This is a genomic window from Azospirillum fermentarium, from assembly GCF_025961205.1.
Classification (GTDB): Bacteria; Pseudomonadota; Alphaproteobacteria; order Azospirillales; family Azospirillaceae; genus Azospirillum; species Azospirillum fermentarium.
Genome location: NZ_JAOQNH010000003.1, coordinates 190,283 through 209,347, shown reverse-complemented (window position 1 = coordinate 209,347; position 19,065 = coordinate 190,283). Strand labels below are relative to the sequence as shown.

Annotated in this window: 18 protein-coding genes; 13 read left to right on the top strand and 5 right to left on the bottom strand. The window is 69.3% G+C overall.

Going from position 1 to position 19,065, the window contains the following annotated elements; all coding sequences use genetic code 11:
• Positions 1 to 6: 6 nt before the first annotated feature.
• Both M2352_RS21180 and M2352_RS21175 read right to left on the bottom strand, forming a co-directional pair.
• Complete coding sequence (locus M2352_RS21180) at positions 7 to 669, bottom strand: DUF1906 domain-containing protein (RefSeq protein WP_264666520.1); 663 nt, start codon at positions 667 to 669, stop codon at positions 7 to 9.
• Between the two features lie 188 nt (positions 670 to 857).
• Positions 858 to 2,309, bottom strand: coding sequence for a catalase (locus M2352_RS21175; RefSeq protein WP_264666519.1), 1,452 nt, complete (start codon positions 2,307 to 2,309; stop codon positions 858 to 860).
• Between the two features lie 218 nt (positions 2,310 to 2,527).
• On the opposite strand from M2352_RS21175, the gene M2352_RS21170 reads away from it, so the two are divergent.
• From M2352_RS21170 to M2352_RS21145, 6 genes are read left to right on the top strand one after another with little or no spacing between them, the layout of a single operon-like run.
• Positions 2,528 to 3,028, top strand: coding sequence for an HMA2 domain-containing protein (locus M2352_RS21170; protein WP_264666518.1), 501 nt, complete (start codon positions 2,528 to 2,530; stop codon positions 3,026 to 3,028).
• 38 nt (positions 3,029 to 3,066) lie between these two features.
• Entirely contained in the window at positions 3,067 to 3,384 is a 318-nt protein-coding gene (locus tag M2352_RS21165; protein ID WP_264666517.1) for a cation transporter, read from the top strand.
• An 8-nt stretch (positions 3,385 to 3,392) separates the two neighbouring features.
• Positions 3,393 to 3,713 (top strand): hypothetical protein, encoded by a 321-nt coding sequence (locus tag M2352_RS21160; RefSeq protein WP_264666516.1) that lies wholly within the window; start codon positions 3,393 to 3,395, stop codon positions 3,711 to 3,713.
• Complete coding sequence (locus M2352_RS21155) at positions 3,710 to 4,036, top strand: hypothetical protein (RefSeq protein ID WP_264666515.1); 327 nt, start codon at positions 3,710 to 3,712, stop codon at positions 4,034 to 4,036. The genes M2352_RS21160 and M2352_RS21155 overlap by 4 nt, the downstream gene beginning before the upstream one ends.
• Positions 4,029 to 4,364, top strand: coding sequence for a YtxH domain-containing protein (locus M2352_RS21150; protein ID WP_264666514.1), 336 nt, complete (start codon positions 4,029 to 4,031; stop codon positions 4,362 to 4,364). Before M2352_RS21155 ends, M2352_RS21150 begins: the two co-directional genes overlap by 8 nt.
• A complete protein-coding gene (locus M2352_RS21145; protein ID WP_264666513.1) occupies positions 4,361 to 6,475 on the top strand; it encodes a heavy metal translocating P-type ATPase in 2,115 nt (704 codons plus the stop codon). The genes M2352_RS21150 and M2352_RS21145 overlap by 4 nt, the downstream gene beginning before the upstream one ends.
• Positions 6,476 to 6,620: 145 nt before the next feature.
• Here M2352_RS21145 and M2352_RS21140 read toward each other — a convergent pair whose 3' ends face one another.
• Entirely contained in the window at positions 6,621 to 7,535 is a 915-nt protein-coding gene (locus M2352_RS21140) for a TauD/TfdA dioxygenase family protein (RefSeq protein ID WP_264666512.1), read from the bottom strand.
• Between the two features lie 431 nt (positions 7,536 to 7,966).
• On the opposite strand from M2352_RS21140, the gene M2352_RS21135 reads away from it, so the two are divergent.
• From M2352_RS21135 to M2352_RS21115, 5 genes are all read left to right on the top strand, one after another.
• Positions 7,967 to 8,527, top strand: a complete 561-nt coding sequence (locus M2352_RS21135; protein ID WP_264666511.1) for an RNA polymerase sigma factor — start codon at positions 7,967 to 7,969, stop codon at positions 8,525 to 8,527.
• Positions 8,524 to 9,579, top strand: coding sequence for a FecR family protein (locus tag M2352_RS21130; RefSeq protein WP_264666510.1), 1,056 nt, complete (start codon positions 8,524 to 8,526; stop codon positions 9,577 to 9,579). The genes M2352_RS21135 and M2352_RS21130 overlap by 4 nt, the downstream gene beginning before the upstream one ends.
• Positions 9,580 to 9,720: 141 nt before the next feature.
• Positions 9,721 to 12,177, top strand: a complete 2,457-nt coding sequence (locus M2352_RS21125) for a TonB-dependent siderophore receptor (protein WP_264666509.1) — start codon at positions 9,721 to 9,723, stop codon at positions 12,175 to 12,177.
• Positions 12,174 to 12,464, top strand: coding sequence for a hypothetical protein (locus M2352_RS21120; RefSeq protein ID WP_264666508.1), 291 nt, complete (start codon positions 12,174 to 12,176; stop codon positions 12,462 to 12,464). Before M2352_RS21125 ends, M2352_RS21120 begins: the two co-directional genes overlap by 4 nt.
• Positions 12,461 to 13,993: a PepSY-associated TM helix domain-containing protein gene (locus M2352_RS21115; RefSeq protein ID WP_264666507.1), complete on the top strand. Its 1,533-nt coding sequence runs from the start codon at positions 12,461 to 12,463 to the stop codon at positions 13,991 to 13,993. The genes M2352_RS21120 and M2352_RS21115 overlap by 4 nt, the downstream gene beginning before the upstream one ends.
• A gap of 145 nt (positions 13,994 to 14,138) precedes the next feature.
• Here the strand turns inward: M2352_RS21115 and M2352_RS21110 are convergent, their stop codons facing one another.
• Together M2352_RS21110 and M2352_RS21105 are read right to left on the bottom strand one after the other, a co-directional pair.
• On the bottom strand, positions 14,139 to 15,167 hold the full coding sequence (locus M2352_RS21110; protein ID WP_264666506.1) for an amidohydrolase family protein: 1,029 nt from the start codon (positions 15,165 to 15,167) through the stop codon (positions 14,139 to 14,141).
• Positions 15,168 to 15,255: 88 nt separating this feature from the next.
• The gene (locus M2352_RS21105) at positions 15,256 to 16,569 is read right to left on the bottom strand and encodes an MFS transporter (RefSeq protein WP_264666505.1); all 1,314 of its coding nucleotides are present in this window, start codon (positions 16,567 to 16,569) and stop codon (positions 15,256 to 15,258) included.
• Between the two features lie 778 nt (positions 16,570 to 17,347).
• Between M2352_RS21105 and M2352_RS21100 the strand changes: the two genes are divergently transcribed.
• Together M2352_RS21100 and M2352_RS21095 are read left to right on the top strand one after the other, a co-directional pair.
• Positions 17,348 to 18,661, top strand: coding sequence for a LysR family transcriptional regulator (locus M2352_RS21100; RefSeq protein WP_264666504.1), 1,314 nt, complete (start codon positions 17,348 to 17,350; stop codon positions 18,659 to 18,661).
• 5 nt (positions 18,662 to 18,666) lie between these two features.
• The gene (locus tag M2352_RS21095; protein WP_264666503.1) at positions 18,667 to 19,062 is read left to right on the top strand and encodes a GlcG/HbpS family heme-binding protein; all 396 of its coding nucleotides are present in this window, start codon (positions 18,667 to 18,669) and stop codon (positions 19,060 to 19,062) included.
• Positions 19,063 to 19,065: the final 3 nt, after the last annotated feature.

Sequence of the window (19,065 nt, the reverse complement as noted above, 5' to 3'; positions counted from 1 at the left end):
GGGGTATTACCCGGTGCTGACCGCCCACACGGGCAACGGGCTGACGCCGGCCTGCACCGTGTCCTTGTCGTAGGCGACGCCATCCACCTCGTAACCGCTGCCGATCTGCTGGACCATGCAATAGCCGGGGTTCGACAGGGCCGGCACGCTGCTGCCCGATTTCCAGAAATACTGAAAATCCAACGCTTCGATCTGGCTGCTGGTCACCCCGCAGTTGGCGCCCACATAGATGCCGGGCCGATAGCCGCCGCCGCTGACGGCGGCGGACCACGCATTGCAATAAGACTCGATGACGGTGGCGGTGGCGGCGGAGGACACCCCTTCCAGATCCAGCCATACCGACGTGCCGGCGGGCAGCCCGGCCGCCTTGGCGTTGGTGACGGCGGCGTTGCCGTACTGGGTGCCCAGGGACTGGCTGGGGGTCCAGCCGCTGGCCTGGACATGCTGCACCGCCATCAGCGCCAGGCCGGCGGCCAGGATCGCAGCGGTTTCCGGCGCGCTCAGATCACCGGCGGATTCCGGCGTGTTGCGGGACAGGTAACGGATGGCGAAGGTGAAGCCGGCGGACCGGAAAGCCGTGGCCGTCTGCGTGGTCAGCACCGTGTTGCAATCGAACCCGACGGCCCCCGGCGTGGCGGTCCGGATCGTGGCGCTGGTCTGTGATGTCATGATCGCTTGTCCCCAACAATCACAATAAAAGAAAAATCATATCAGGAATTCATCTAAATAAGGCAATCACCGCACGGCAACAGGCAAAGAAAGAACACATACGCGCGCAATTGTATGCGGGGCCAATTGCATGCGGGGCGGGCGGCACGCGCCACCCGCCCCGCAGAGCGGCTCCCTGGCTCTTCCCGTCAGAGGGCGGAGACCGCCGCCGCCTCCAGCCGGCGGGCGACACCCGCGCCATAGGCCGGGTCGGCGGCGGCGAAGTGGCGCAATTGCCGCTCCTGGATCGCCGCCGGGGCCTTGCTCAGCGAGCCGGCGATGGCGTCCATCAGCCGGGCCTGGGCCTCCGCCCCGATCAGACGGAACAGGGCGCCGGCCTGGGCATAGTCGTCGTTGCCCGCGCGGTGGTCGTAATGGGCGGCGTCGCCGCTGATGCGCAAGGGCGGCTCGCCCGCCGCCGCGCCGGCCTGGACCGGGCCGCCGGCGCTGTTGGGCTCATAGTTGGGCGCCCCGCCGCCGTTGCCGTCGAACCGCATGGCCCCGTCGCGCTGGTAATTGTGAACGGGGCAGCCATGGGGCCGGTTGACCGGCAGCAGCCCATAGTTGCCGCCCAGACGGTAGCGGTGGGCGTCGGCATAGGCGAACAGCCGCCCCTGGAGCATCCTGTCGGGGCTGAAGGAGACGCCGGGCACCACGCTGGCCGGGCTGAAGGCCGCCTGCTCCACCTCGGCGAAGTAATTCTCCGGGTTGCGGTTCAGCGTCATCTCGCCGATGTCGATCAGCGGGTAATCCGCGTGCGGCCACACCTTGGTCAGGTCGAAGGGATTGATGCGGTAGGTTTCGGCCTCCGCCTCCGGCATGATCTGGACCGCCACCCGCCACGACGGGGCGTTGCCGTCGGCGATGCTGGCGAACAGGTCGCGGGTGGCGTGGTCGGGGTCGATTCCGGCCATGCGCACCGCCTGCTCGGCGGTGAAGTTCTCGATCCCCTGGCGGGTCTTGAAATGATACTTGACCCAGAACCGTTCCCCCGCCGCGTTGATCCACGAGAAGGTGTGGCTGGAGAACCCGTCCATGTGGCGGTAGCTGCGCGGCGTGCCACGGTCGCTGAACAGGATGGTCAGCTGGTGCATGGTTTCCGGCGACAGCGAGAAGAAATCCCACATGGCGGTGGGATCCTTCAGGTTGGTGGCCGGGTTGCGCTTTTGCGTGTGGATGAAGTCGGGGAACTTCAGCGGATCGCGCAGGAAGAACACCGGGGTGTTGTTGCCGACCAGATCGTAATTGCCCTCTTCGGTGTAGAACTTGACCGCGAAGCCGCGGGGGTCGCGCTCGGCATCCGCCGATCCCTTTTCGCCGCCGACGGTGGAGAAGCGGACGAACACCTCCGTCTCCTTGCCCACGGCGGACAGGAAGGCGGCCTTGGTATAGGCGCTCACGTCGCGGGTGACGCGGAAGACACCGTAAGCACCGGCTCCCTTGGCATGGACCACACGCTCGGGAATACGCTCGCGGTTGAAATGAGCCAGCTTCTCGATCAGGTGAAAATCCTGCAACAGCACCGGACCACGCGGTCCAGCGGTCAGCGAATTCTGGTTGTCAACAACCGGAGTGCCGAAGGTAGTGGTCAGGGTGGTCATGGCGTCCTCTCGTTTTCATCGGGGGTTGGCCGATGATTGCCTGTGTCCTGGCCGTGCGTCCAATCGTTACTTCCGACCGCAGCAATAGGTTTTCCCTACCGCAGCCCCCCTTCGCATCCGCGGCAACGTGGCGTTTGACCCGCCCCCCGGTGTGGATTAGCATAAGCCCCATAAATGAGACTCACTTGCATTAGCGTACCCCCCACCGGGAGGACTCCATGACCGGATCGGGCACCCCTCTCGCGTCGGCGCTGCCGGGGCGGATGCGCCTGCGCCATCCGCTGCTGCGCCGGCCCGGCCTCAACCGGGATCTGGCGGAACGGCTGACCGCACTCGACGGCCTGCGGGTGGCGGAAAGCAGCACCGCCGCCGGCAGCCTTCTGGTTCTCTATGACCCCACCCGCGTGGACCGCGCGGCGGCGGAGGCCCACGCCACCGCCAGCGCCGCCGCCGTGCTGGGGCTGGACATGCTGGGGCTGGACACGGCGCCCGCCGCCCCCTCCCCCGCACCGGCCCCCGCCCCCCAAACGGGCGGCCAGGGCGGGCAGAGCCTGACCCGCCGTGTGAACCGCGCCGCCAAGATCGGCATGATGGGCAGCATGGCCGCCACCCTCGCCGCCCTGGGCGTGGGCAAACGGGTCCATGCCGGGGCCGGGGCGGCGTTCGTCGCCCTGATGCTGGTTCACATGGTCATTCAGCGCAAACGCCTGTTCCAGTGACCGCCCCATCCCCCGACCGCCTGCGCCGAGCCGACCCGATGCCGTCTTCCCCCCTCCTTCGCCTGACCGCCCTGCTGCGCATCGCCCATCACATTCCCGGACGCATCCGCTTGAAGCTGGAGGCATCCGCCGGGGGGCATCTGGCCGCCGCCGCCGCGGACATCGCGGCGTTGAACCGGGCGCTGACGGCGGCTCCGGCCATCCGGTCGGTGTCGGTCAATCCCCTGGCCCTGTCCTGCACCATCGAATACGACCCGGCGGCGATCCCGCCGTCGGCCTGGACCGACCTGTTGGCCGGCACGGCCTCCCCCGGCGCCGCGGCGCTGCTGCGTCTTGCCGCCGTCCCTGCGGAATAAGGAGAAGAATGATGTATCCGTTGCTGGTCTTCGCCACGGGTCTGCTGGCCGGTGCCGCCGGCGTGCGCCTGCTCAAGGGTGTCAAGGGGCCGCTGAAGGCCACGGGGCAGCAGGCCACCGGCGCCGTGCGCGGGGCCGCCGTGTCCGGCCTGTCGGCCATCGAGCGCACCTCCGCCTGCCTGCGCACCAAGCTGGAGCCGGAGGCGGCGGCCGCCGCCGCACCGGAGACCACCGAACCCGATACGTCCGTAACGGATACCACCGTAACGGATACGCCGGTAACGGACACCGCCGAGCCGGCACCGCGGCCCGAAGGGACCGCACCATGAAGAAGGGCCGGCGGGTCAAGGCCCTCGCCCTGCCGGAGATGTCGGCCACCTTCACCCGCGGCATGGTGGCGGCGGCGCTGCTGACCGCGGTGCAGGAACGCTGGGCCGGCGGCGCACCGCCGCCGGGGCGCAAGATCCTGCGCTACGCGCTTCAGGGCGGGGCCGCCCTGGCCGCCGGAACCGCCGCCGCCGACGCAGTGCGTAGCCGCAACGCGGCGGGGGCGGTGCTGGCGGTGGCCGCCGGGGTGGCCGGGGTCGTGGCGCTCGAACATCTGTTGAATCCGGCGGACACCCCCGCCAACCAGGAGGACACCCGTGGCTAAGAAGAACAAAGCGTCGAAGAAGGCGAAGAAACAGCGCCAGTACGCCGACATGATCGCCGCCGGCTGGACGCCGCCGGCCCCGCGGAACCAGGGGATGCTGGGCGGGCTGTCCAACCTGCTGCCGGGCCGCCCGTCGGAACAGTTCCTGGTGGGCGCCCTGGTCGGGGCGGCGGCGGCCTATGTGCTGTCCGACGCGGAGCTGCGCGGCAAGATCATCAAGTCGGGGCTGAAGCTCTACGGCTCGCTGGCCGGCGGGCTGGCCGAGATGAAGGAACAGGCCGCCGACCTTCAGGCGGAGCTGGAGGCGGAACAGGCCGGCGCCCTATGACCGCCCCCGCCCCCTGGCCCATCCCCCCGGATCTGCCGTGGTTCACCGCGCTGGAGCCGGTGCATCATGTGCCGGGCCGGGTGCGGCTGCGCTACCGCTGCCGTCCCGGCAGCCCGTCGGGCGCCGACGCGCTGGCCCGCGCGGTGGAACGGGTGGAGGGGGTGGAATCGGTGCGGGTGTCGCCCGCCGCCCGCTCGCTGGCCGTGCGCTACGACCGCGGGCGCACCAGCGCCGCCGCGCTGTGCGGCACCCTGGCCGCCCTGCCCGTCCCGGCGGACACGCCCGCCCCCGCGCCCGAAACGCGCGCGGCGGCGGGGGACGCCGGACGGCAGGTTCTGGTACGGCTGGCGACCCTGGCGGGCAGTTTCCTGCTGCCCATGCCGCTGCGCCTGCCGCTGGCCCTGGCCGGCGCGCTGCCGCTGCTGAAGGAGGCCACGGGGATCTATGCGCGGGAGGGCGTCACCTCCCACGTGCTGGAGGCGATGGCGGTGTCGATCTCGCTGGCGCGCCGCGACTTCACCGCCGCCAACACCACCACCTTCATGCTGGCGCTGGGCGAGTATATGGAGGAATCCATCGCCCGGCGCTCCGACAGCCTGCTGAAACACCTGCTGCGCCCGTCCAGCGACGAGATCTGGGTCTTGCGCGGCGGGGTGGAGATCCTGGTGCCCGCCGGCACCGTGGCGGTGGGGGATTCGGTGGTGGTCGGGGCCGGTGCGGTCATCCCGGTGGACGGCACGGTGATGAGCGGCACCGCCACCGTCAACCAGGCGGCCATGACCGGCGAAAGCGTGCCGGTGGCCAAGGGCCGCGGCGACGGCGTGCTTTCGGGCACGCTGATGGAGGAAGGGCGGCTGGTCATCTACGCCGAACAGGTGGGCACCCACACCGCCGCCGCCCGCATCGCCGATTACGTGGAACAGTCCCTGACCGCCAAGAGCACCGCGCAGTTGGAGGCGTCGCGCCTGGCCGACCAGCTCGTGCCCACGGTGCTGCGGCTGGCCGCCACCTCCGCCGTGCTGAGCGGCACGTGGCAGAACGCGGCGTCGGTGCTGCAGGCCGATTATTCCTGCGCGCTGAAGCTGGCGACGCCGGTCGCCTTCAAATCGGCCATGTACGGCGCGGGGCAGTCGGGGATTCTGGTGAAGGGTGCGGGGGCGCTGGAACGGCTGGCCCAGGCCGACACCTTCGTGTTCGACAAGACCGGCACCCTGACCACGGGGATGCTGCAGGTCACCGATTCCATCACCTTCGACGCCGCCTACACCCCCAACGACCTGATCTGTCTGGCGGCGTCGGTGGAGGAGCATTACTTCCACCCCCTGGCGATGGCGGTGGTGGCGGCGGCGCGCGAGATCGAGAACCGCCATTTCGATCACCAGGAGGTGCAGTTCATCGTCGCCCACGGGGTCGCCAGCATCATCGACGGCAAGCGCATCGTCGTCGGCTCCCGCCATTTCGTGCAGGAGGACGAGGGCATCGACGTCGCCCCCCACGAGGATGCCATCAACCGGCTGTACCAGGAGGGCAAGACCCTGCTGTTCATCGGCTTCGGCGGCAAGCTGGTGGGGGTTCTGGCGCTGAAGGACAGCACGCGCGCCACCAGTGCCGCCACCATCGCCCGGCTGCGGCAGGCGGGGGTGACGCGCATCCTGCTGCTGACCGGCGACCACCGCGACCGTGCGGCCGAGCTGGCGAATGAGCTGGGCCTGGACGATTTCCACGCCGAGCTTCTGCCCGCCGACAAGGCCCGCATCGTGGAGGATCTCAGCCGCGATGGCGCCCGCATCGCCTTCGTCGGCGACGGCATCAACGATGCCCCGGCCCTGGCCGGCGCCCATGTGGGCATCGCCATGCAGAAGGGGGCGGACATCGCCCGCCTGACCGCCGACGTGGCCCTGCTGGAAGACCGCATCGAACGGGTGGCCGACGCCAAGGAAACGGCCAACGCCACCATGGCCCTGATCGCGTCCAACTACCGCCTGACGGTGGGGCTGAACACGGCGATCCTGGGGGCGGCGGCCATGGGCCTGCTGTCGCCGGTGGGAACGGCGGTGCTGCACAACGGCACCACCATCGGCATCCTGCTCAACGCGCTGCGGCGGGGATAGGAACGCCATCGCCCGTAACGTAACGATTCGGGCCGGTGCGGTGGGGAACGCTCATGAAAAACGCCCGGGATGATGCGGACGGGCAAAGGCACGGGACCGGCGGCCAGCCCCGCCGGTCCCGTCCCCAAAACACGGCATCTGACAATCAGGCGGCCAGTCCGGGCTTCTTGCCCAGATAGCGGGTGGTGCTGCGGCGGCCATCGACGCCGGTCACGGGGGCACCGGCCACGGTGGTGCGGCGCACGACCCGCGGCAGGTCGTCGTAATCGTCCACGGCGCGGTGAATGGTGGCGCGGTTGTCCCAGATGGCGACGTCGCCCAGCGACCAATGCCAGCGCACGGTGTTTTCCGGGCGGGTGGCGTGGTCGGTGAAGATGTCGATCAGGCGGCGGGAATCCGACGAGCCGAAGCCGATCAGCCGCTGAAGGAAATGGCCGACGATCAGCGTGCGCTCACCGGTCACCGGGTGCACGGCCACCAGCGGGTGTTCGGTCTCGTAAAGGGCGGCGGTGAACACCTCGTTGTAGCGCTTCAGCCCGTCCTGGCGCAGCTTGCGGTCGCCCACGTAATCATACTGGTTGGAATGGAGCGCCCACACCTTGTCGGCCAGATCGCGCAGCGCCTCGGGCAGTTCCGCATAGGCCGCGGTGGTGTTGCCCCACAGGGTGTCGCCGCCGCGTTCGGGCAGCTGGTGCGGGCGCAGGATGGTGATGCTGGGATAGGCGTCGAGGAAGGTGATGTCGGCGTGCCACGAGCTGGCGCGGTCGCCGCGCGACCCGTCCACATCCAGGATCGCCTCGGTCCCGCCCAGGGACGGCACGGTGGGATGACCGACCAGCGGACCCCACAGGCGCCCGAACGCTTCCTGCTTTTCGTCGGTGATGGCGTCCTGGCCGCGCACGAACACGACCTTGTACTGATAGACGGCATCCTGGATGGCCTTGAAGGTGGCCGGGTGCAGGTCGCCCGACAGGGTGACGCCGCGGATTTCGGCGCCGATGTTGCCGTTGATCGGTCGGATGTCCAGAAGGGTGGGGGCGGTGCCGGTGGTCGTGCTCATCAGCCGTTTTCCCTTTGCGGTGGGTTGGTGTGTGTCGGATCGCGGCGGCGTATCCGGGCGCCGGCCACGGCCCCTGTCGGCACAGGGCCGCGGCACAGGGGAGGACCGGGAGTGGCAGCCATATTTCACTGATGAATTTCGTTCTTTCCCGTGGATGCGCGCCACATTCCCCCATGTTAACGGGTTAATTGAATATATGTCTACTAGATTTATAATGTATAATCCCGGCGGTTTTGCCCAGCCCAGGAAACAGGTCCACCGTTCCCACCAAACACCGACTCAGAAATTGCGAATCATTCCTATTCGAATTAAAGTCGCGGTGTCACACGCCGGCCCGTGGCACGGCCTCGCCACTTTTTTTCGTGGGGGAATGGGGCAGACCATGCCCGATGGGTATTGCGCGAACGCTTTCTTGCCGGGTCCGGCGGCGCATGGCTGATACCGTCAAGCCGGCGCTCGACGCCGTTTTCATGGGGCACCGGGGGGCGCTGGTGCGGCTGCTGGCCCGCATGGTCGGCAGCGCCGCCACCGCCGAGGATCTGGCGCAGGAAGCCTATCTCAAGGTCCGGGCGGCGGCCGAGGGCCGCCCGGTGGAGCATTTGGCCCCCTTCCTGTTTCAGACGGCCCGCAATCTGGCCGTCGATCATCTGCGCCAGGAACGCCGGCACGCGGTGGTGATGGTGCCCAATGTGACAACGGAGGGTCTGGAGGAGATCGCCGCCCCCACTCCCAGCCCGGAAACCGAGGCCGGTGACCGCCAGCGTCTGGCCCGCATGGAAGCGGCCCTGGCCGGCCTGGGCGAACGGCAGCGCCGGATCCTGCTGCTGAACCGGATGGAGGGGCTGTCCCATGGCGAGATCGCCGAACGGCTGGGCGTGTCGGTCAGCACCGTGCAGAAGGATCTGAAAACAGCGCTCCTGGCCTGTCTGGAGGTTTTTGCCCGGCTGGACCGGGAAGGGTTACGGGTTTCGCCCCGCCCGGACGTCTCATGAGGGTGAAGACCGTGATGCCCCCACCGCCCCCACCGCCCATGCCCCCCGCCGGTGCCCCATCCTCCTCCGATCCCGATCTGCCGCTGGACCAGGCGCTCGACTGGTTCATCCGGCTGCAGGGCGACGGCGCGGGGGACGAGGACCGCCGGGCCTGCGCCGCGTGGTGCGCCGCCGATCCCCGCAACGCCCACGCCTGGGCGCTGACACGGGCCATGTGGGACTCCTCCCTTCTGACCGGGGCGCTGGCGGCAGCCGCAACCCCTGCGGCCGCCCCCGCCCGGCCCACCGCCACGGCGCTCCCCGGACCGTCCTCCATGGGCCGGCCCATGCTCTGGCCCATGCGGCGCCGGGTGCAGGCATGGGCCGCCGCCGTGCTGCTGGCGGTCGGGCTGGGCTGGGCCGCCGACCTGCCGGTGCGCCTGCAGGCCGACCACCGCACCGCCACCGGGGTGCAGGAACAGGTGATGCTGGCCGACGGAACACGGGTGCTGCTGGACACCGGCTCGGCCATCGCCACGGATCTCGCCGGAACCGAACGGCGGACCCGGCTGCTGCGCGGTGCCGCTTATTTCGAGGTGACGCCGGACACCGCCCGCCCCTTCCGCGTGGAGGCCGGCCCCGCCGCCGTGACCGTGGTCGGCACCGCCTTCGGCGTGCGGTACCTGGACGGGCGGGTGACGGTCACGGTGCGCCACGGCACCGTCGATGTCGCCCCGCTGGGCGGCCCCCCCGTCCGCCTGCGGGCGGGGGAGGAGGTGGCGGTCACGCCCTCGGGCATCGGGGCCGGCCACCCCGCCGATCTCGCCACGGCCTTGGGCTGGGCCGACGGGCGGCTGGTGTTCGAGGACCGCCCCCTGGGGGCCGTGGTGGCGGAGCTGGGCCGCTATCATCCCGGGCTGATCATGGTGCCGGAGTCCCTGACCACCCGGCGGATCACCGGCAATTACCGGCTGGACGATCCAGCCCGGACGGCGGCGGCCCTGGCGGGGCTGGTCCAGGCCGACCTCGTGCGGGTGTCGGACGCCCTGCTGATCCTGCGCCCCCGCCCCTGAAAAAATTTTTCCGCTTTTCCCCACCCGGAAACGTCAGGTCGGCATAGCGCTGGGAATGCGTCTCACTTGCAGTGTTGCGCGTATCCCGGCCAGCCGAAACATCCTTGAGTGCGGGGACGAGCGACGATGGGTTTGGGGGTTTTGACAACGGGCGTACGCGGGCGCCGGGGTGCGGCCCTGCTGCGGGGCATGCTGCTGTCGTCGGCCATGGCCGGTGCGGTGATGACCGGTGCGGTGACCGCCGGGCCGTCGCCGGCCCATGGGCAGGTGGCGCCGGCGGTGGGCCAGCGGTTCGACATTCCGGCCCAGGGTCTGGTGACGGCCATCAACGCCTTCAGCACGGCCAGCGGGTGGGAGGTGGGCTTCCCCGCCGAGGTGGCGCGCGGTCTGTCGTCGCCCGGCGTGTCGGGCACCATGGCGCCGGAAGACGCGCTGCGCCGGCTGCTGGCGGGCACCGGCGTGTCGTTCCAGATGACTGCGCCGGGCCGCGTGGTGCTGTCGCGGCCCCAGACCGGCGGAATGGTGCTGGACCCGGTGACGGTGGAGGGCAGCCGCGAACGGGCCACCGGCCCGGTCCAGGGCTATGCCGCCCGCCAGAGCGCCACCGCCACCAAGACCGACACGCCGATCCTGGAAACGCCGCAGTCGATCACCGTGGTCACCCGCGACCAGATGGACGCCCAGGCGGCGCAGAATCTGGCCGAGGTGCTGAACTACACCTCCGGCGTCACCACCGGGCGCAACGGGGAATCCTCCTCCTTCGGCGGAGACGGCATCTCGGTGCGCGGTTTCGGCGGCGACGGCACCACCGGCGTGTCGTTCAACGAGTATCTCGACGGGCTGCGGCTGAAGGGCAGCGGGTATCTGAGTTCCGGCATCGACCCCTATCTGTTCGAACGGGTGGAGGTGCTGAAGGGTCCGGCGTCGGTGCTGTTCGGCCAGACCAGCCCCGGCGGGCTGGTCAACATGGTGACCAAGCAGCCCGCCCCCGACGCCCGGCACGAGGTGATGCTCCAGACCGGCAGCCATGGGCGCAAGCAGGGGGCGGTGGACGTGGGCGGCGACGTGACCGCCGACGGGCGCCTGTCGTACCGCTTCGCCGGGATGATGCAGGACACCGAGACCCAGACCGATTTCACCGAACGCCGCCGGGTGGCCGCCGCTCCGACACTGACGTGGAAGCCCGCCGACGGCACCAGCCTGACCCTGATCGGGCTGTACCAGCGCGACGATTTCGACGGCTCGCCGCTGAACTTCCTGCCGGCGCAGGGCACGCTGCTGTACAACCCCAACGGCACGCTGCCCACCAGCTTTTCCATGAGCGATCCCAACTTCAACGAATGGGACCGCAAGACCCAGAGCATCGGCTACCGCTTCGAACACCGTTTCGACGATCATTGGGCGGTGCGGCAGAACGCGCGGTATCTGCACAACGACCTGAGCTACAAGGGGTTGTACGCCGGCGGTCTGCTGGCCGACCTGCGCACCATGCGGCGCAACGCCTTTTCCCTGCGCGAACGGGCCGACGACCTGACCATCGACAATCAGGTCCAGGCTGATTTCAACACCGGCCCGCTGCACCACACGGTGCTGGCCGGCGTGGATCACCAGCGGCTGAAGAGCGACACGGTGCGCGGGCTGGCGGCGGCCCCCAGCCTGGACCTGTTCAACCCGGTCTACGGCCTGTCCATCGCCGATCCGCCGATCTACCAGAGCATCGCCACCCGCGTCACCCAAACCGGCGTGTACGGCCAGGACCAGATCACCTGGGGCGGGCTGACCGTGCTGCTGGGCGGGCGCAAGGATTGGGCGGAAACCCAGCAGCGCAACCGCCGCACCCAGGCCAGCGGGTCGCAGAAGGACGACGCCTTCACCGGGCGGGCCGGCGTGCTCTACCTGTTCGGCAACGGTCTGGCGCCCTATGCCAGCTATTCGGAATCGTTCGAGCCGGCGGTGGGCAGCGATTACGGCGGCAACGCCTTCGAACCCACCACCGGCCAGCAGGTCGAGGCGGGGATCAAGTACCAGCCGCCGGGCGGCGGCAGCCTGTTCACCCTGTCGGCCTTCCACCTGACGCAGCAGAACGTCACCACCGCGGACCCGCAGCACACCGGCTTCAACGTCCAGACCGGCGAGATCCGCTCCCGCGGGATCGAGGCGGAGGCGCGCGTCAGCCTGGGCGCCGGGCTGAACGCCGTGGCGAGCTACACGTGGCTGGATGCGGAGGTGATCGCCAGCAACGACGTCAGCCGGGGCAAGCGCCCGGTGGCCGTGCCGGAACATTCGGCCTCCGCCTGGGCCGATTACACGGTGCAGAGCGGGCCGCTGGCCGGGCTGGGCGGCGGGGCCGGCGTGCGCTATGTGGGGTCCACCTACGGCGATCCGGCCAACAGCTTCTCGGTGCCGTCGCACACGCTGGTGGACGCGGCGATCCGCTACGACCTGTCGTCTCTCACCCCCCATCTGAAGGGCGTGCAGGCGGCGGTCAACGCCACCAACCTCTTCGACAAGGAGTATGTCTCGGCCTGCACGCGGGCGACGAACTGCTATTACGGCCTGGGCCGCAGCGTCATCGCCTCGCTGAAGTATTCCTGGTGAAACGGGGAACCGGCATCGCGCTGCGGGCCGTGACCGCCACCGTCGGCGGCTACGCCCTGGCGGCGGGAACGGCGGCGGCGCTGTCCCTGGCGCTGCCCGCCGTCCAGGACCGGGCGGAGGCGGTGCTGACCGCCACCATGGCCGCCCTGGTGCCCTGCGTCCTGGCGGTGATCGGGGCGTTCGCCGCGGCCAGCGCCGTGCGCGCCGCCGCCTGGGTCGCCGGGCTGGCGGCGGCGACGTGGGGGCTGGCCGGCGCCCTCGGCACCCTGACGGGGGGTGGGCCATGAACGGCAGCTTCCGCCTGTCCATGACGTGGCTGCACAATTGGGGCGGGCTGATCACCGGCTGGCTGCTGTTCTGCGTGTTCCTGACCGGCACCACCGCCTATGCCCGCCACGAGATCACCCGCTGGATGCAGCCCGAACGGGTTCAGGCCACCGGCAGCCCCAACGCCGCCGCGGCCGCCGCCGCCACCCTGTCGCGGGAAGCGGCGCAGGCCCGCCGCTGGCTGATCCTGCTGCCCGACGGGCGGGAGACGGCCACACAGGTCTATGTCTACAACCCGCCCGGCGTGCAGCCCGGCTTCCGCCGGATGGCGCTGGAGCCGGCGGACGGGCGCCCGGTGCAGGCGCGGGCGACCTTCGGCGGCGATTTCCTCTATTACTTCCACTTCGACCTGCGGCTGCCGGGGGTGGCGGGGCGCTATCTGGTGGGGGCCGCCGCGGTGGTGCTGCTGGTGGCGCTCATCACCGGCTTCGTCATCCACCGGCGGGTGTTCTGGGATTTCTTCACCCCGTCCCCCACCCGGTCGCGCCCGCGGGCGTGGATGGACATGCACAACGGGCTGGGCATCATCGCCCTGCCCTATCACGCGCTCATCACCCTGACCGGGCTGGTGCCGCTGATGCTGCTGTACCTGCCGTGGGGGCTTCAGGCGGCGTACGGCGGCCGGCAGGCCGATTTCGCCGCGGCGGTCTATGGCGAGCCGCCGGCCCGGACGGCGGCGGGCCGGCCCGCCCCCCTCGTCCCCCTCCAGCCGCTTCTGGATGAGACCGCCCGGCGCTGGGGCGGCGGGCAGGCGGGGCGCATCGTCATCGACAACCCCGGCGATGCCGCCGCCACCATCCTGATCAAGCGCACCGACGCCGACCGGGTGGTCATCACGCCGGAAGCCGTGCTGTTCGACGGCACCGACGGCACGGTGCTGCGGGTCTGGAACGGCGACGGCGCCGCCGCCGCCACGCGGGCCGGCGCCTATGGCCTGCACATGATGCGTTTCGCCGACGCGCCGCTGCGGCTGGCGATGATCCTGTGCGGGCTGGCGGGCACGGCGATGATCGGCACCGGGCAGGTCTATTGGGTGCTCAAGCGGCGCAAGCGCGAGGAGGCGTCCCGCGGGCTGCGTCTGGCCGACGGCGCCAATCTGGCGGTGATGGTGGGGCTGCCGATCGCCATCGCCGCCTATCTCTGGGCCAACCGTCTGCTGCCCGCCGGGCTGGCCGGGCGGGAGATGCTGGAGGTCGGCGCCTTCTTCGCCGCGTGGCTGCTGGCAGCGCTGCACCCGGCCCTGCGCGGCGTCCGCCGGGCCTGGGGCGAGCAGTTGGCGGCGGCGGCGTTCCTGTGGACCGCCCTGCCGCTGGTCAACGCCCTGACCAGCCACGCCCATCTGGGGGTGACGCTGGCCGCCGGACTGTGGGGGGTGGCCGGCATCGACCTGACGGCCCTGGCCGCGGGCGGCCTGTTCGCATGGCTTGGCCGGCGGCCAGCCGTCACGGCCCCCCCGGAGACGGCACCGGCCCCCGGCCGGGCGGCCTGACGGAGCGGGAACGCCCAGATGGGCATCGCCAGCCACGCATGCCGCAGGAACCACGGGCGCGTGCGGGATTTCCCCGCGCTTCAAAAAATGGGCCGCCCCCAAAAAGGGAGCGGCCCGTCCAGGCACGGCGAAAACGTGACGGCGCTTACTTTCCGCGGGCCTTCAGCGCCCGGTCCATGCGCGGATAGACGCGGCGGGCGTTGCCCTCGTACACCTTGTAACGCTCCTCCTCCGACAGGTTGAGGGTCGCTTCGATGTAGCGCTTGGTGTCGTCGTAGTAATAGCCGGTCTCCGGGTCGATGCCGCGGACGGCCCCGATCATTTCCGACGCGAACAGGATGTTGTCCACCGGAATGACCTTGGTCAGCAGGTCGATGCCCGGCTGGTGGTAGACGCAGGTGTCGAAGAAGATGTTGTTGAGCAGATGCTCGGTCAGCAGCGGCTTCTTCAGCTCCTGCGCCAGACCGCGGAACCGGCCCCAATGATAGGGCACCGCCCCGCCGCCGTGGGGGATGATGAACTTCAGCGTGGGGAAGTCCTTGAACAGATCCGACGTCAGGCACTGCATGAACGCCGTGGTGTCGGCGTTCAGGTAATGGGCACCCGTGGTATGGAAGCAGGCGTTGCACGAGGTGGAGACGTGGATCATCGCCGGCAGTTCGTATTCCACCATCGCTTCATAGATGGGATACCAGTGCCGGTCCGACAGCGGCGGCGCGGTCCAATGGCCGCCCGACGGGTCGGGGTTCAGGTTGATGGCGACGAAGCCATACTCCTTCACGCACTTCTCGATTTCGGGGATGCAGGTCTTGGGGTCCACGCCCGGCGACTGCGGCAGCATGGCCGCGCCGATGAAGTTGTCGGGGAAGAGCTGGGCCACGCGGTGGCACAGCTCGTTGCAGATGGCGGCCCAGGTGGAGCTGGTCTCGAACGTCCCGACATGGTGGGCCATGAAGCTGGCACGCGGCGAGAACACCGTCAGGTCCGACCCGCGTTCGCGCATCTTGGCAAGCTGGTTCAGCTCGATGCTTTCGCGCAGTTCGTCGTCGCTGATGGACAGTTCCGACGGGCTGGGCGCCTGCGACGGGTCCTTCAGCCCGGCGATCTGGCGGTTGCGCCACGCTTCCAGCGCCTTGGGCGCCGTGGTGTAATGGCCGTGGATGTCGATGATCATCGTCAGCTCCCCTTTTCCTTCCCTAATCGTTGATTATGCCGCCGGCTTGGCGCCGGCGGTATCCCGTCGAACGCGCGGCCCGATCCCGTCAATGGGCCTGGGCGGGGCGTGCCTGGGGCATACCACCGTCGGTGTCCAGCGGGGCGGCCATGCGGTTCACCATGATGGCGACGCCGGCGATGCAGGCGGGCACGGCCAGGGCCGAGAAGATCCCGTCGAAGCCCCAGCCGAAGCTGAGCAGCAGGCCGCCGATGGACGATCCCAGAATGCTGCCCATCCGCCCGACACCCAGCATCCAGCTCACGCCCGTGGCGCGGGCCAGGGTGGGATAGCAGCCGGGGGCAAACGCGTTCAGCCCGGTCTGCGCCCCGCTCATGCAGAAGCCGACCAGGGCCACCACCACCGCCAGCCACGCCGAATGGATGCCGCCGGTGCCCAGCAGGATCAGGAACGCCGCCCCCAGCACATAGGACAGCGCGATGGTGCGGTTGGCGCCGAAACGGTCCATGGCCATGCCCACCAGCAGCGCGCCCGCGGTGCCGCCGGTCTGGAACAGGGCGGTGACGTTGGCCGCCTCGTCGATGGACATGCCGGCGTCCTTCATCATGGTCGGCAGCCAGCTCGTGGTCAGATAAATGACCAGCAGCCCCATGAAATAGGTGATCCACAGCGTGAAGGTGCGCAGCGCGAACGCGCGGGTGAACAGCACGGCGATGGGCTGCTTGGCACCCGCCGTTTCCTCGGTCACCGTGAAGCGGGTCACGCGGGACAGGTCGGCCCCGGTGATGCGGGACAACACGGCGCGGATCTTATCCTGCGCGTGGTTGCGCACCACCATGAAGCGGGCGGATTCCGGCAGCAGAAACAGCAGCGCCGGCACCAGCGCCAGCGGAATGGCCGCACCGAAGTACAGCACCGACGCCCAGCCGTGGCGCGGGATCAGATAGGCGGCGACGAAGCCGATCAGCGCCGATCCGACGTTGAAGCCGGTGAACATGGCCGCCAGCAGGAACGATTTCGACCGCGCCGGTACGTATTCCGACAAAAGGGTGGTGGTGTTGGGCATGGCCGCCCCCAGCCCCAGGCCGGTCAGGAAACGCAGGACCGCCATTTCCATGGGGTCGCGGGCGAACGGCGTCGCCAGGGTCAGAAGCCCGAAGCTGAGCACCGAGCCCAGCAGCACCCGCCGCCGCCCGAACCAGTCGGAGGAGGAGCCGGCGACGATGGCGCCCACCGCCAGACCGATGGGGGCCGCCCCCATCACCATGCCGAAGGCCGGGCGGGAAATGCCCCATTCGGCAATGATGGACGGAGCGACGAAACCCATGATCGCCACGTCGATGCCGTCGGCCACGACGATCAGGAAACACAGAGCCGTCAGGATCCACTGCTGCGCAGACATGCGGCGGTCATCGATCAACGCCCTGATTTCAACAGAGCCGGCGCTTTTCATAGTAAGGACGCTCCCACAACTTCGCTCTTTTTTGTCGGGCGGCCGGTTCCTTGCGTGAAGCCCGCCCCGGCAGCCCCTGCCCGCTGCGGTCCTGGCTTCACAACCGTCCGCCATGTGCGGGCGACTATAAGCGCTGCCCCACGGGCCATCCGTTGCCGGTTGGTGAAGATGCGTTCCGATAATGTTATGATGCACCGCAATAAAAACAGTGATCTCCCCGAGACTGCAAACGAATACACTGAATTAATTGGAAAATATTCCCCAAGCCGACCGCCGCATCCACCCTGGATCACGTGATGAATCCAGCGAAAACTGTGATGCACCGGCCAAAAAAGAGGGCCGGAAGCGCAACCGCTCCCGGCCCAGGTCAGGGGAACATCCAAAACTCAGCCAAAAGTTTTATGGTCATCCCCGCATCCCCCGCGCGGCCGATGGGGCTGCTTGCGGCTTTTGTTGCGGAGCAATATCCCTCTTCCCATTTTTCGAACGGTGGGCCGGACGGTAGCGGCGCGCCGGACCCTTGGGAATGCCTGCGACTATAGGCGTCCGGGGGGAGGGGACGGCATTGCCCATTCGTGAAATTGCGTTCTGATTGTGTGATGCCGCCTTCCGCCACCAGGGACGCGCCGCTACAGTGGCGGCCAACAACAGCGCCGGACAAACCACGAATGCCCGCCAAAGGGCACGGGAAGCGGGACGGCGCGGGGAACGGAAACACCCGATGGGCATGGCAGAGAGCACTTTCACCCCTCCTCCCGATCCGGGCATCAACCCCGAACAGGGGCTGGCGCACCTGCGCGCCTTTCTGTCGGTGGCCAGCACCGGCAGCATCGCCAAATCCTCCGACGACATTTTCAAGGCGTCGTCGGCCATCACCCGCTCCATCCGCGAGTTGGAAAAGGCGCTGGGCACCGTGCTGTTCGAGCGCAAGCCGCGCGGCATGCTGATGAACGCCTATGGCGAGGCGGTGATGCGCCGGGCCGTGCGCATCCGCGACCAGGCGGAGCAGACGGCGGACGAGCTGTGCCGGTCCAAGGCGCTGGGCGCCATTTCCCGCAACGTGGTGTTCAACCTGATGTTCAGCGGCAAGAAGCTCCAGCTTCTGGAGCAATTGTCGGAACTGCGGCACCTGTCGGCGGCGGCGGAAAAGCTGGGGGTATCGCAGGCGGGTGCGAGCATGTCGCTGTCGCGCATCGAAAGCGCCATCGGCCAGCCGCTGTTCCACCGCATGATCCAGGGCATGGTGGCGACCGACACCGCCGACAAGCTGGTGGCGGCGGGCAAGCGCATCTTCGCCGAACTGCGCCATATGGAGGCCGACCTGTCGGCCCTGGCCGGCACGCAGCAGGGCACGGTGATCGTGGGCGCACTGCCGCTGGGGCGCACCTACATCCTGCCCATGGCGATTGCCAACGCGCTCAAGAGCTTTCCCAAGATCCGGGTGAAGACGGTGGAGGCGCCGTACGACGTGCTGGTGTCGCGCCTGCGCACCGGCGACATCGACATGATCCTGGGTGCCTTGAGGCCGGAGGCCATGTGCCGCGGCCTGATCACGGAAAAGCTGTTCAGCGACCGCATCGGCATCATGGCCCGCGCCGGCCACCCCCTGGCCGGGCATCCGCAGATCCAACTGGACGAGCTGCTGAACGAGCAATGGATCCTGCCGCGCACCGACGCGCCGGGCCGGCGGCTGATCGACGATTCCTTCGCCGAGCTGGGGCTGGCCCCGCCGGAAGCGTCGGTGGAGACCGGCGATCTGGCCATCGTGCGGCAACTGCTGTGCGGCAGCGACATGCTGACCGCCATCTCGCCGCGGCAGTTGCGGGTGGAGGTCGAAAGCGGGGCCATCGTGGAGTTGCCGGTGCCGCTGGGACAGACCACGCGGCAGATCGGGCTGACCCTGCGCGACGGGGCGCTGCTGCCGCCCATCGCCCATTCCATCCTGGACAGCATCCGGCTCTATGCCCGCGACCTGCCCACCCATTGCAAGACGATCCGCCGGCTGGCCGGCGAGCCTGCGCAAACACCAGAAGGACGATGAGAACGATGACCGACGAACAGGCGTTGAAGATGGTGCTGGCCGCCGTGGAAAAGGCCCGGACCATGGGGCTGCGCATCACCGCGGTGGCGGTGGACGCCGGCGGCCACCCCAAGGCGCTGCTGCGCATGGACGGCGCGCCGTTCCACGGCGCGGTGATTTCCACCGACAAGGCCAGGACCGCCGCCGGGTTCGGTGTTCCCACCGCGGTGTGGAAGACCCGCACCGCCGACCGCCCCCACATTCTGGAAGGGCTGAACGGGCGGGCCGGCTTCATCCCCATCGGCGGCGGCGTGCCGGTGACGGTGGACGGCACGCTGATCGGCGCGCTGGGCGTGTCGGGCGCCCACGAGGACGAGGATTGCGACATCGCCGCCGCGGGCATCGCCGCCCTGGCGGCGTAACGC

What these genes read in the sequence shown, in the direction of transcription:
- M2352_RS21180 (WP_264666520.1), bottom strand. Translation starts at nt 669, where the DNA reads ATGACATCACAGACCAGCGCCACGATCCGGACCGCCACGCCGGGGGCC.
- M2352_RS21110 (WP_264666506.1), bottom strand. Translation starts at nt 15,167, where the DNA reads ATGATCATCGACATCCACGGCCATTACACCACGGCGCCCAAGGCGCTG.
- M2352_RS21140 (WP_264666512.1), bottom strand. Translation starts at nt 7,535, where the DNA reads ATGAGCACGACCACCGGCACCGCCCCCACCCTTCTGGACATCCGACCG.
- M2352_RS21160 (WP_264666516.1), top strand. Translation starts at nt 3,393, where the DNA reads ATGATGTATCCGTTGCTGGTCTTCGCCACGGGTCTGCTGGCCGGTGCC.
- M2352_RS21100 (WP_264666504.1), top strand. Translation starts at nt 17,348, where the DNA reads ATGGCAGAGAGCACTTTCACCCCTCCTCCCGATCCGGGCATCAACCCC.
- M2352_RS21115 (WP_264666507.1), top strand. Translation starts at nt 12,461, where the DNA reads ATGAACGGCAGCTTCCGCCTGTCCATGACGTGGCTGCACAATTGGGGC.
- M2352_RS21135 (WP_264666511.1), top strand. Translation starts at nt 7,967, where the DNA reads ATGGCTGATACCGTCAAGCCGGCGCTCGACGCCGTTTTCATGGGGCAC.
- M2352_RS21170 (WP_264666518.1), top strand. Translation starts at nt 2,528, where the DNA reads ATGACCGGATCGGGCACCCCTCTCGCGTCGGCGCTGCCGGGGCGGATG.
- M2352_RS21145 (WP_264666513.1), top strand. Translation starts at nt 4,361, where the DNA reads ATGACCGCCCCCGCCCCCTGGCCCATCCCCCCGGATCTGCCGTGGTTC.
- M2352_RS21165 (WP_264666517.1), top strand. Translation starts at nt 3,067, where the DNA reads ATGCCGTCTTCCCCCCTCCTTCGCCTGACCGCCCTGCTGCGCATCGCC.
- M2352_RS21175 (WP_264666519.1), bottom strand. Translation starts at nt 2,309, where the DNA reads ATGACCACCCTGACCACTACCTTCGGCACTCCGGTTGTTGACAACCAG.
- M2352_RS21130 (WP_264666510.1), top strand. Translation starts at nt 8,524, where the DNA reads ATGAGGGTGAAGACCGTGATGCCCCCACCGCCCCCACCGCCCATGCCC.
- M2352_RS21155 (WP_264666515.1), top strand. Translation starts at nt 3,710, where the DNA reads ATGAAGAAGGGCCGGCGGGTCAAGGCCCTCGCCCTGCCGGAGATGTCG.
- M2352_RS21105 (WP_264666505.1), bottom strand. Translation starts at nt 16,569, where the DNA reads ATGTCTGCGCAGCAGTGGATCCTGACGGCTCTGTGTTTCCTGATCGTC.
- M2352_RS21095 (WP_264666503.1), top strand. Translation starts at nt 18,667, where the DNA reads ATGACCGACGAACAGGCGTTGAAGATGGTGCTGGCCGCCGTGGAAAAG.